The organism is Ensifer sp. Root31 (genome assembly GCF_001424825.1).
GTDB lineage: Bacteria > Pseudomonadota > Alphaproteobacteria > Rhizobiales > Rhizobiaceae > Ensifer > Ensifer canadensis.
Map to the genome: position 1 here is coordinate 19,963 of NZ_LMCO01000019.1, position 12,039 is coordinate 32,001.

Annotated in this window: 10 protein-coding genes and 1 pseudogene; 6 read left to right on the forward strand and 5 right to left on the reverse strand. The window is 61.2% G+C overall.

Annotated features, from left to right (window positions below):
- Positions 1–58: 58 nt before the first annotated feature.
- The 5 genes from ASD00_RS18270 to ASD00_RS18290 form a co-directional block, all read right to left on the reverse strand.
- The gene (locus ASD00_RS18270; RefSeq protein WP_244496085.1) at positions 59–868 is read right to left on the reverse strand and encodes a citryl-CoA lyase; all 810 of its coding nucleotides are present in this window, start codon (positions 866–868) and stop codon (positions 59–61) included.
- Between the two features lie 11 nt (positions 869–879).
- The gene (locus ASD00_RS18275) at positions 880–2,064 is read right to left on the reverse strand and encodes a CoA transferase (RefSeq protein ID WP_057207972.1); all 1,185 of its coding nucleotides are present in this window, start codon (positions 2,062–2,064) and stop codon (positions 880–882) included.
- Complete coding sequence (locus tag ASD00_RS18280) at positions 2,061–3,599, reverse strand: tripartite tricarboxylate transporter permease (RefSeq protein ID WP_057207974.1); 1,539 nt, start codon at positions 3,597–3,599, stop codon at positions 2,061–2,063. Before ASD00_RS18280 ends, ASD00_RS18275 begins: the two co-directional genes overlap by 4 nt.
- Before the next feature lies 1 nt (position 3,600).
- Complete coding sequence (locus ASD00_RS18285) at positions 3,601–4,092, reverse strand: tripartite tricarboxylate transporter TctB family protein (RefSeq protein ID WP_057207976.1); 492 nt, start codon at positions 4,090–4,092, stop codon at positions 3,601–3,603.
- A 64-nt stretch (positions 4,093–4,156) separates the two neighbouring features.
- Positions 4,157–5,134: a tripartite tricarboxylate transporter substrate-binding protein gene (locus ASD00_RS18290; protein WP_057207978.1), complete on the reverse strand. Its 978-nt coding sequence runs from the start codon at positions 5,132–5,134 to the stop codon at positions 4,157–4,159.
- Between the two features lie 175 nt (positions 5,135–5,309).
- Between ASD00_RS18290 and ASD00_RS18295 the strand changes: the two genes are divergently transcribed.
- The 6 genes and pseudogenes from ASD00_RS18295 (at position 5,310) to ASD00_RS18320 (ending at position 12,025) form a co-directional block, all read left to right on the forward strand.
- Complete coding sequence (locus tag ASD00_RS18295) at positions 5,310–6,044, forward strand: IclR family transcriptional regulator (protein ID WP_234907939.1); 735 nt, start codon at positions 5,310–5,312, stop codon at positions 6,042–6,044.
- A gap of 797 nt (positions 6,045–6,841) precedes the next feature.
- Positions 6,842–8,005, forward strand: a complete 1,164-nt coding sequence (locus ASD00_RS18305; RefSeq protein ID WP_057208075.1) for an MFS transporter — start codon at positions 6,842–6,844, stop codon at positions 8,003–8,005.
- 12 nt (positions 8,006–8,017) lie between these two features.
- Positions 8,018–8,113: pseudogene (locus tag ASD00_RS41780) on the forward strand (ABC transporter ATP-binding protein); the annotation flags it as partial.
- A gap of 134 nt (positions 8,114–8,247) precedes the next feature.
- Positions 8,248–9,687, forward strand: a complete 1,440-nt coding sequence (locus ASD00_RS18310; protein WP_057207987.1) for an NAD-dependent succinate-semialdehyde dehydrogenase — start codon at positions 8,248–8,250, stop codon at positions 9,685–9,687.
- A gap of 334 nt (positions 9,688–10,021) precedes the next feature.
- The gene (locus tag ASD00_RS18315) at positions 10,022–11,137 is read left to right on the forward strand and encodes a Glu/Leu/Phe/Val dehydrogenase dimerization domain-containing protein (protein WP_082523632.1); all 1,116 of its coding nucleotides are present in this window, start codon (positions 10,022–10,024) and stop codon (positions 11,135–11,137) included.
- A 162-nt stretch (positions 11,138–11,299) separates the two neighbouring features.
- On the forward strand, positions 11,300–12,025 hold the full coding sequence (locus ASD00_RS18320; RefSeq protein ID WP_057207989.1) for a glutathione S-transferase: 726 nt from the start codon (positions 11,300–11,302) through the stop codon (positions 12,023–12,025).
- Positions 12,026–12,039 lie beyond the last annotated feature (14 nt).

Consider the following 12,039-nt stretch of genomic DNA (forward strand, 5'->3'; position numbering starts at 1 on the left):
CCGGACGGCCCACGAACACCTGCTGGCGGGTCCGAAAGAGCCGCCAGCAACCCGAAGGTTACTCCAAAGCCGCCTCATCCCCCGAATAGCGCCACAGCCATTCACGTGGCAAGGGGCCCTTGTTGCGCTCGGGCTTCTGAGATTGCTCCCAGGCATGCGCCAGAATGCCGACAGAGCGGGACAACACAAACAGCCCCCGTGTGAGCGGCGCCGGGAATCCAAGTTCGCCATAAACGACTGCAGTGGCACCATCGATGTTGAGAGGAATGAGCTTGCCCTTGCGCAAAGCAACCTGGCGTTCGAGTTCGACCGCGATATTGACCAGTTTACCGGCGACGGTGCCGTTCTCAGCGTAGGTCCTCGTAATATCGAGCAGCCTCGGTGCTCGCGGATCCACGGGATGAAAGCGGTGGCCGAGTCCCGGCACATAGCCATTGCTCCCCTCAAAAAAGCGGTCAAGACGGTCCGAAACTGCCTGCGGCAAGCCCTTGGCGTCGACGCCTACGGCGATTTCCTGCAGAAAGACCAGTGCCTGTTCACCGGCGCCGCCGTGCACGTCTCCAAGCACATTGATCGCGGAGGCCATGGCATTGTTGATGCCGACGCCACAGGTCGCGGCCATGCGCGCGATCGCGATCGAGGGCGCTTGAGGGCCATGATCCACCGCGGCCGACAGCGCCACGCCGAGCAGCCCAGCCTGATCCTCTGTCGGCAGTTCGCCACGTAACATCAGCCAGATCATCGCCGGGAAGCTGATGTTCCCGATCAGATCCTGGATCTCGTGGCCGCGCAGCCGGATGACGCCGGGGCGCATATCGATAATATCGGTCCTCCACCAATCCTCGGCCCGTTGGCGCCCCTGTTCCATACCTTGCTTGTTCATGCGCGTACCCTGATAGCCTGCTGCGAAACGATCTCGGCCAAGATCTCGGCCGTCTGTTCGCCGAGCCTCGGCGGCCGGCGTGATGGCACCGGCGGCTCGCCGTCGACCAGGAACCCGCCGCGAACAACAGTCAAACGGTCAGCACCGTCGCTTTCGGGGAATGTCGTCATCAGTTTCCGCCCGATGACCTGGTCTTCTGAAAGGATTTGCGGGATCGTGAGGATCCGCCCTGCCGGTATGCCGCGTCGATTGAAGCGCCGCTCCCATTCTACCGCTGGCGCTTGCGCCAATGCCTGCTCGATCAGCAGCTTCAGTTCGCCGCGGCGGCGTTTGCGCTCGTCGCGCTTTTCGAAGCGCGGATCGTTGGCGAGTTCAGGCCGGCCGATTTCGTCGCATAGCGCGACGAACTGTTCCTGCTTGTTCGCCGCGATGTTGAGCAGGCCGTCTCCCGTAATAAAGGAGCCCGAAGGGGCTGCCGTCATGTTCTCATTGCCCATCGCCGCCGGCTCCACGCCTGAGATTAGATAGTTGGAGACCGGCCAGCCGAGCGCGCTTAGGGTGCATTCGAGCATCGACACGTCGAGGAAGGCGCCTTCACCCGACCGTGACCTGCGCAATAGAGCCGACACAACCGCGAACGCACCGAATAGGCCGCCCAGCGTGTCGGCGACGGGATAGCCGACACGCATTGGCGCGGTCTCGGTCGTGCCGGTGATGCTCATGATCCCGGAAAGCCCTTGAATGATCTGATCATAGGCCGGGTTGTCGCGCATCGGGCCGTCCTGGCCGAAGCCCGAGATGGCGCAATAGACAAGATCGGGACGTATCACTTTCAAAGTGTCGTAGCCGAAGCCCAGCCGCTCCATGACCCCGGGTCGGAAGTTCTCCACCAGCGCGTCGGCCGTCGCGACAAGCTGAAGAAAGTGCTGCTTATCGGTTTCGTTCTTTAGATCCAGAGTGATGGAGCGCTTTCCGGCATTCTGCGCGAGAAACGAAGCGCCCATGCCTTGCGCGTTGAGCTGGGCAGAGGCGCCAAGCTGGCGGGCAAGATCGCCTCCCAGAGGCGTTTCAACCTTAATGACATCGGCGCCGAGGAGGGCGAGCTGATAGGCGCAATAGGGACCCGCGAGCACGTTCGTCAGGTCCAGGATGCGCAGGCCGTCGAGGAGTTTTTTCGTCATCGGTTGTTCCTTCGGTCAAGCGCGGGTGCGTGTTCGACCGTCGCCGCGCGACGATCCGAAAAATGCTTCCACAGTCTCGGTCCAATCAACGCCGTGAAAGCGAGCACGAGCAGCGACAGCGAGATTGGGTGCGTAACGAAAACCGACCAATCGCCGTTGGAGATCGTCATCGTCCGGCGAAACTGTGTCTCCGCCATCGGCCCAAGGATCATCCCGATCAGAACTGGCGCCGTCGGGAAATCGAAACGTCGCATAACGAAGCCCATCGCACCAAGCACGTAGAGAAGAACCAGATCGTAAGAGGACTGGGAAATGCCGTAGGTGCCGATGGTCGCAAAGACGAGGATGCCACCATAGAGCAGCGGCGGCGGAATCTTGAGCAAGCGAACCCACAGGCCGATCAGCGGCAGGTTCAAGAGCACCAGCAAGACGTTGGCGATCAGCAGGCTGGCGATCAATCCCCAGACGAGCGCCGGCTGCGTCTGAAGCAGCAACGGGCCGGGATTGATGCCGTAGCTCTGGAAGGCTGACAGCATGATCGCCGCCGTTGCAGAGGTGGGAAGCCCAAGCGTCAGCATCGGCACAAGGACGCCGGCCGTCGAGGCGTTGTTCGCGGCCTCCGGACCAGCAACTCCTTCGATCGCGCCCGTCGTTCCGAACTCGTCCCGGTGCGGTGACAGCTTCTTTTCGATCGCATAGGAAAGAAAGGTCGGGATTTCGGCGCCGCCGGCCGGCATGGAGCCGATCGGAAAGCCGATGAGCGTGCCGCGCAGCCACGGCTTCCAGGAGCGCGCCCATTCCGCACGCGTCATGTAGAGCGAGCCGCGCAAGGGGGTGATCTCATCCTTGCCGGCATAACGACGGCCGGCGACATAGAGGGTCTCGCCGACCGCAAACAGGCCAACTGCCGCGACGATCATGCTCGTGCCATCGAGCAGTTCGGGCACGCCGAAGGTGAAGCGCGCCTGCCCGGTCTGCATGTCGACGCCGATCATGCCGAGGAAGAAGCCGGCAAACAGGCTGGTGAGGCCACGTACCGACGATGGACCCAGCACGGCCGAGACCATGACGAACGACAGGACCATGAGCGAAAAATACTCTGCCGGTCCGAACTTCAGCGCCACGCCGACAACAACCGGAGCAAGGAAGGCGACGCCGAGCGTGCCGATCGTGCCGGCGACAAACGAGCCGATCGCCGATGTCGCCAGAGCGGCGCCGGCCCGACCAGAGCGCGCCATGCGGTTGCCTTCGAGCGCGGTCACGACCGTGGCGCTCTCGCCTGGTGTGTTGAGCAGGATCGACGTGGTCGAGCCGCCGTACATAGCGCCGTAGTAGATGCCTGCAAACAGGATGAATGACGCCTCCGGAGAGACCTGGTAGGTGATTGGCAAAAGGAGCGCGATCGTCAGCGCCGGACCGAGGCCGGGCAGGACGCCGATTGCCGTCCCAAGTGTCGTGCCGGCCAGACACCAGAGCAGGTTGATCGGCGTCAGGGCAACGGCAAAACCGGTCGCGAGTTGTTTTAGGGTTTCCACGTCAACCTCCAAGAAGGCTCTCGACGACACCGCCGCCGATATTGACGCCAAGCAACTTGGCAAAGCCGAAATAAGCGGCAAGCGCGAGCAGCAGCCCGCAGGCGGCGTCCCGCAGGGGCCGGTGGCTGCCGAAGCCACGGGCGATCAGCACGAACATCATGACGGAGGCAGCGGTGAAGCCGACGCGGCCGATGAGGACCACGTTGGCAACGAGCCCGGCCGCGACATAGGCGATGGATCGCCAATCGGGCGGAGTGGACTTTTCTTCCTCGTCCTGCCAGCCGCCGCGAAGGGCGCTCCACAGGAGCGACACGGCCAATACCGTCAGGCCGGCGGCGGTCAGATAGGGAAATACCGTCGGCCCGACCTTGGCATAGAGAGGCGAGACCGCCATGAGGCTGGTCTGCCAGGCAATGACGCCGGCGACGAGCAGAACGCCGATGCTGAGGGTCAGTTCGGGTAACGCCGGTTTCGAATGCATGGGTGGGGGCATCTTTTGACCTCCGGCGGGCGGCCCATCTACGGGCAGCCCACTAGGTTGCGTTCTCGGGAAGGGATTAGGAAGCGAGACCGAGGTCCTTGAGGATCGCGGTAATCTTCGCGGTGTCTTCGACAAGGAATTGCGAATAGGCCTCGCCAGTCAGAAGGATCGGCGTCCAGGAGCGCTTGTCCGTCTCGTCCTTCCAGGCCTTGCTCGTCGCCATCTTTTCGATCATCGCAATCAACGCGGCCCTGTTTTCCTCGGTGATGCCGGGAGGCGCAAAGATACCGCGCCAGTTGAACAGCTCCACGTCCAGGCCTGCCTCCTTGAAGGTCGCGGCATCGATACCTGCCTGTCGGGTATCGGCCGAGATAGCAAGCACGCGTAGCGTGCCGGCCTTGACCTGCTCGGCAAACTCGCCATAGCCCGAGATGCCGGCGGCAACCTGATTGCCAAGCAGCGCTGCAAGCGCTTCACCGCCACCGGCAAACGGGACATAGGACAGGTCAGTCGGCTTCACGCCTGAGGCTTTGGCAACGAGGCCGAAAAGGATGTGGTCCGAACCACCGGCCGAACCGCCCGCGACCGGAACCTTGGTGGGATCTGCCTTGAGCGCCTCGACAAAATCCTGAAGGGAATTGAACGGCGAATTGGCAGGCACGACCAGAGCCAGGAATTCGCCCGTCAGGCGCGCAATTGGCGTCGTCTGATCTAGGGTCGCCGGCGATTTGTTCGCGATGATCGCGCCGGTCATGACCATGCCGCCAACCATGATGGCGCTCTCGCGACCCTTCCACTGGTTGATGAACTGCGGAAGGCCGACGGTGCCGCCGGCGCCGCCGACATTGGTGATCTGCGCACCGGAGATGAGATTCTCGGCGCGAAGAACCTGTTCCATCGTCCGCGCGGTCTGGTCCCATCCTCCGCCGGGGGCGGCCGGCACGAAAATCTGCAGCTGCGGCGCGTCCGATGCCTGCGCAGGGTCAAGCGGGCCTGCGAGAGCAACGGCTGCAAAAGTAGTCGCATAAGCCAGTAGATGACGTCGATTTAGCATTGCTTCCTCCCTTTATGACGCCACCGACAGCGTCGAAAGTGGGTCCTCCCGACCCGGGTCGTACAAATCGCAGAGGATTATCGTTCTGTCAAACAGAATTATATTCTGTCAGACAGAACGATATGCAATCAGAAATCTTGGTGATAGGACAATTGGAAACGTTAGGATCGCCGCATTGAACACGAAAAACCCACAGCAGGAGGCAAGCGGACCGCCCGAGGGGGTAGCCGCGCTTGATCGCGCCATCGCAATCATGAATGCCTTTACGGTGACGGATCGCTCTTTGACGCTCGCGGAAATCTCCTCGCGAACGGGCCTGTACAAGAGCACGATCCTGCGACTTCTTGCCTCTCTGTTGCGGGCAAGTCTGATGGAGCGGCTTGATGACGGTCGCTATCGAATTGGACCGGCAGCCTTCAGATTAGGCTCGATCTATCAGCGCTCGTTGATTACTGCGGAGGTGCTGTTGCCACACATGCGCGCGCTGAATGACCAGAGTTCGGAGAGCGTCGCATTTTATGTGCTGGCTGGAGATGTCAGAACCTGTCTCTACCGCATCGAGGCGAAGCATGCGATCCGCTACACCGTACGTGAAGGCGACGTGCTCCCACTCTCCGCCGGCTCCGGTGGACGAGTGCTGGTGGCATTTTCTGGCCAGCCGGGCGAGCCATATGAAACGATCCGCAAGAATGGCTATCACATCTCGTTCGGAGAACGCGATCCGGAGACCGTCGGCATTTCCGCACCTGTCTTCGGTGCGGGCGACGCGTTGCTGGGCGCAGTGACACTAGCTGGACCGCGTTCGCGCGTGGATGAACCCTTCATACGAAAGATGATCGAGCCACTGTTGCGGGCGGCTGCGGACATGACGGAAGCTTTCGGAGGCAGTAGAGGCCTTCTCCAATCATAAGGTCCATGATCAGGACGGCATACGCGTCGACGGAAACATCGCGGGATGTGTCTTATCTCTCAGCCCAATGATCGCCGCGATTTTTTTGGGGATGGTTTTTGCCAATATCGTCGGCTTCTCGGCGTCTGCCGATGCTGGCATCTCCGTCGCGGGGAAAAAAACTGCTTCGTCTAGCGGTTGCCATGCTTGGCCTGCAGCTAACCTTCAACCAGCTGGCCGGCATCGGGATCACCGGTCTGATGTTAGCGGCGACGGTTGTGGTTTCAACGTTGATTTTTACGGTTTGGGTGGAGCGCTGCGAGGGAGAAGTACCAGAGCTTCGGACGCTGATAACCTCGCGCCAGCGATGGCTTATGCGAATCCTGGGCCGATCCGCACCGACTGCGGGCTTTCCTTCACAAGCACAATTGCGCATTGTGCGCCCCCGATGAGCTACAATTGGGAAGGCGCCCGGAACTCCGCACTCTGTGTTCATTTTTTTCACTGGCGTATCTTAGCCGGTGGAGCATCGCACGTATGCTGCAGTCAGACGAGCTTCTTCAGAATTGGGCGTTTCTTTGATATTTTCGAGAAGATTCGCCCCATAGCTGCGTATTTACTAATATTTCGATCAAAGAAAGCGCGTCGGTTACGCGGAATTTCGGTCAATCCTGGCGTCGGTCGGTTGACAGTCTCGCGACCTTGTCACACACATTGTGAAAATGATTTTCAATACTAGACCGGGATACGCGAAGCCATCGCTGACGAAGGTGGCCTGCGGATAAGTCGACAGCACAATTCGCCGAGGAGCAATGCGCATGACCAGTCAGCGGCTCATCATGCTGATCTTTTTCCTCCAGCCGATCGCTTTTGGCGCCTGGTTGCCACGCATCCCAGACATTCAACAAAAGCTCGGTCTCGGGCCGGCCGAACTGGCGTTGGCCCTGCTCGGCATGCCAGCAGGAATCCTGCTAACCCTGCCCTTCGCTGGCCGCTTCGTCGCCCGGATCGGCGGCCGCGCCACCATCCTCTACGGCTTCATGGTGTTTCTCGGGCTGGTGTGGCTACCGACATGGGCGCCAAGCATCGAGTTGCTTTTCGTAACACTCGCAGTCGTGGGCGTTGCGTTGGCGACATTGGAGCTGGGCCTCAACGTCGAGGCGGATGCCATCGAGAAGCGCTCTGCCAAGTTGATCATGAGCACATGTCACGGCTTCTGGAGCCTCGGGATCATGGCGGGCAGTCTGGTCGGCATCGGCTTTGCTGCAGCGGGCGTGCCGCCTGAATGGGCCGTGCTGATTGCAGCGGCGGTTATGTTGCCAATCAGCCTTCTGGCAGCCAAGGCGTTGCCGGACCTACATGTTGTAGAGCCAACGCAGACGGACACCGTCAAAACCAGGCGCCGCCCACCAAGTCGAGCTTTGCTCGGTATTTGCTTCTTTGTCTTCGGCATCACCATGACCGAGGGCGCGGTTGCGGACTGGTCGGCAGTCTACCTGCGAGACGTGTTCGGGCTCGCCAGCGCCAGCGCCGGTTTTGGCTATTCGATCTTCGCCTTCATGGTCGCTGCGGGACGGTTCGGCGGTGACCGGCTCAAGACCATCTACGGGCCTGTCGCTGTGGCTCGCACATGCGGGCTCGCCAGTGTTGCGGGGCTGCTCTTGGTGGCGATAAGCCCGGCTGCCTGGTTGGCGCTGATCGGCTTTGCCGCCATGGGCTTCGGTGTATCGGTCGGTTTTCCGCTTGCTGTCACAGCGGCAGCCGACCAAAAAGACCGGCCGGCACCCGCAAGTGTGGCGATACTGTCTTTCGTGGCACTCCTCGGCTTTCTGATTGGACCGCCAATGATCGGACTTGTTGCCGAGCAAAGCGACATGCGTTTCGGTTTGGGGATGCTTGTTCCCTTCCTGGCTGTGAGCTTGCTGCTGACCGGCATGCTGAAGCCGGGCACCAAAGCGGCTCCCGTGCTGGTATCAACCTGAAAGCTGACGCCCGAAGTCGGCCCCGGTCCACAATTCGCCTGCCGGTTTCCGCATCAGTTGTCGGAAGGTCAAAGGCAACGCGTGGCTATTGCGCGAGCGATGCCGTGTTCTATGTGGCCATGATCAGGCCCCTGCCCCCTTGATCTTCAGCATCACTTGCAGGCAGTCTCCCCGCGTTTCCTAAACTTCCTCGCGCGCCACAGACAGTCGTGCCAGCCAGCCCCCTCAGAAAAGGTTCTTTCATGCCCAGCTACCCGGATACCCTTCTTCACATCGACGGCAAATGGCGGCCGGCGCGATCAGGCAAGAGCACTCCGGTTGTCGACCCTGCAACCGAAGAGGCGATCGGAACTGTCGCCTGGGCCGAGGTTGCCGATCTCGACGAGGCACTTGAAGCGGCCCAGAAAGGCTTTGAGATCTGGCGCCGGACGTCCTCCTTCGATCGGGGAAAAATCATGCGCGCCGCCGCAGCGCTGTTGAGGCAGCGCGCCGACGACATCGCCTGGCTGATGACCCGCGAACAGGGCAAGCCGCTTGGCCAGTCGAAGGGCGAGATCCTGAGTGCTGCCGACATCATCGACTGGTTCGCCGAAGAGGGCCGGCGCGCCTATGGCCAGATCATTCCGCCACGTGCGCCCAATGTGACCCAGATGACGGTGAAGGTCCCGGTTGGTCCGGTGGCCGCATTTACGCCCTGGAATTTCCCGATCAACCAGGTGGTGCGCAAACTTTCGGCGGCTCTTACGACCGGATGCTCGATCATCGTGAAGGCGCCAGAGGAAACACCGGCTTCGCCGGCCGAGCTGATCCGGTGTTTTGTAGATGCAGGGGTGCCGGATGGTGTCGTCAACCTCGTCTACGGCGTGCCCGCACAGATCTCGCAGTATTTGATTTCACATCCGGTGATCCGCAAGATGTCCTTCACAGGCTCGACTCCGGTTGGCAAGTCGCTGGCTTCGCTTGCCGGCCTGCACATGAAGCGGGCGACGATGGAGCTTGGCGGCCATGCCCCGGTGATCGTCACCGAGGATGCCGACGTCGACGAGGCGGTCGCGGTAATGGCTGGCAGCAAATATCGCAATGCCGGTCAGGTGTGCGTGTCGCCGACGCGTTTCCTCGTGCAGGAACGGGTGGCCGATCGGTTCATCGACGGCTTCACCGCCGCCTCGCAGGCGATCAAGGTCGGCAATGGCCTTGATAGCACGACGGACATGGGGCCGCTTGCCAACGAGCGCCGTATTCCCGCAATCGAGAAGCTGATCGTCGATGCCGTCGAACAGGGCGGGCGCTTGACGACCGGCGGCCACCGCATCGGAAATCGCGGTTACTTCTTCGAGCCGACGGTGCTTGCAGACGTGCCGCGCTCGGCCGCCATCATGAACGACGAACCCTTCGGCCCGGTTGCGATCATCAACCGGTATTCGGAACTGGACGATGCGATCGAAGAGGCCAACCGCCTACCCTTCGGGCTGGCTGCCTATGCCTTCACCGGCTCGCAGAAACAGTCGGATCGCATTGCTGCCGAAATCGAAAGCGGCATGATCTCGATCAACCATCTCGGGCTTGCCCTGCCCGAGGTCCCGTTCGGGGGGATCAAGGATTCCGGTTATGGCACCGAAGGCGGATCCGAAGCGATAGATGCCTATCTGGAAACGCGCTTCGTGACGCGCAAGAGCGCCTGAAATCTCGCCACGCCGTTATCTGGTCCCGCCGGGAGAGCGCGCTCGCCTGGCGGGGAACCACGAGCCAAAATACGGCCGTCCGGCTCCGGGGTCAGGTGGTCCCGCCACATCGGCGTTGATCCATGGCGCGGCGGTTCAACTGGCATTGAGGCGGTACGGCTGACAGGCGCGCACTCGTTGAAACCATCCCCTCCTGCAAACGAATGCGCTTTGCGTTTGTTGCGCGGAAATTTCCTCGCACGCAACGCGCCATCGTGTGGCGTGCTGACTTCGAAACCAAAGATCGCTGAGAATGTTTAACCTTCACTGTGGCAGGTCACAGGGAGGAATGGCAATGCGAAATGGGCTGAATCCGCGGCAGGAAATCGCTTCCGCAACCACGCTTGATATTACCGACATCACCAGCGAGGCATCAGGTATGCCTGGCTTCGACGCCCACGAGCAGGTTTGGCTGGGCCGCGACACCGAGCGCGGCCTTGAGGCAATCGTGGCTGTTCACACGACGGTCCTTGGTCCGGCTTTGGGCGGAACCCGCATCTGGCCGCATGTCAGCTTCGAGGCCGGCGTCACCGATGCACTGCGCCTTTCGCGCGGCATGAGCTTCAAGTCCGCCATCGCCGGCCTGGCGCTGGGCGGCGGCAAGGCGGTGATCATCGCCGACCCGAAGACAGAGAAAACGCCGGCGATGCTCGCGGCCTATGCCGAGATGCTGAATGCGCTGGTTGGCCAATACATCACGGCCGAAGATGTCGGTATGACGCTTGCGGACGCGGACTTCCTTGCCGAGCGCACGCCGAACGTCAGCGGCACCACCAAGGGCGGCAGTGGCAACCCATCGCCCTTTACCGCATTGGGCACGTTCCTCGGCCTCAAGGCCGCACTGCGCCATCGCACCGGTAGCGATAACCTGAAAGGCATTCGCGTTGCCGTACAGGGATTGGGGTCTGTCGGTTGGGCGCTCTGCCAGAGGCTCCACGCCGAAGGCGCCATGCTGACGGTTTCCGATCTCGACCAAGCCCGCACCGAACGCGCCGCTCAAGAGCTTGGCGCGACAGTCGTCGAGGGCCAGGCGATCATTGCAGCGGATGTCGATATATTCGCGCCCTGTGCGTTGGGCGGCGTTCTGTCCGCCGTGACGATCCCGTTGCTCCGAGCCAAGATCGTTGCGGGAGCGGCAAACAACCAGCTCGCGACCGCTGCGGACGGTGAGCGCCTCAGGGAAAGAGGCATCCTCTATGCGCCCGACTATGTCATCAACGCCGGCGGTGTCATCAACGTCGCGGCCGAAATCGGCAGCGGTCGCTACGGCGTCGACGATGTGATGGTTCGCGTCGACCGGATCCCTTTGATCTTGACCCGCATCTTCGAACGCGCCGAGAACGAGGGCCGGACCACCGACGCCGTGGCCGAAACGATGGCCCGCGAGATCATCGAGACTGCCAGACAATAGGTTTGCCCAGACGACAAGATGGTGGACAAGCGAAGACTTCTGCTCAATGTTCCCGCACAGCCGCATCAGCGAGCCCATTGTTTTGGGTTGGCCGATGCGGCAGCCGCAACGTCGGCCTGACAGCGGATGCACGTTGTGGGCCCAAATCGTCGCGAGGATGTCATGGCATTTGAACTCTACTACTGGGATGGCATTCAGGGCCGTGGAGAATTCGTGCGGCTGGCACTTGAGCACGCCGGGGCCGACTATGTCGATGTCACGCGGGAGCCTGACCGCGGGACGGATGAGATGATGCAGTTCATCGATAGTTCGTCGGAGGCGCATATTCCCTTCGCGCCTCCTTTTCTCAAAGACGGCGGGCAGCTCGTCTCCCATGTTGCCAACATCCTGCTCTATCTCGGCGCTCGGCTTGATCTTGCGCCGCGAGACGAAGACGCGCGCTGGTTCGCCAACGGACTTCAATTGACGATCACTGATTTCGTCGCCGAAGTGCACGACACGCACCACCCGATAGCGACCTCCAAGTACTATGAAGACCAGAAAGAAGAAGCAAAGGCGCGAGCGTCGGAGTTCGTCATGAACCGCCTGCCGAAATTCCTTGGTTATTTCGAGCGCGTGTTGAAGCAAAACCCGGTACAAGGCGGCCATCTTGTCGGCGACAGCCTTAGCTATGTCGACCTGTCGATGTTCCAGATGATCGAAGGGCTGGTCTATGCCTTCCCCAAGGCAATGAAGCACCTCGACATCCGATATCCGGGTCTCGCACGGCTTCACGACCGGGTGAAGGACGGTCCCGCTATTGCTTCCTATCTGGCGTCGCCGCGTCGATTGGCGTTCAACGAAAGCGGCATTTTCCGCAGATATCCCGCGCTCGATATCGATCCGTGATCACTGCGATCCTT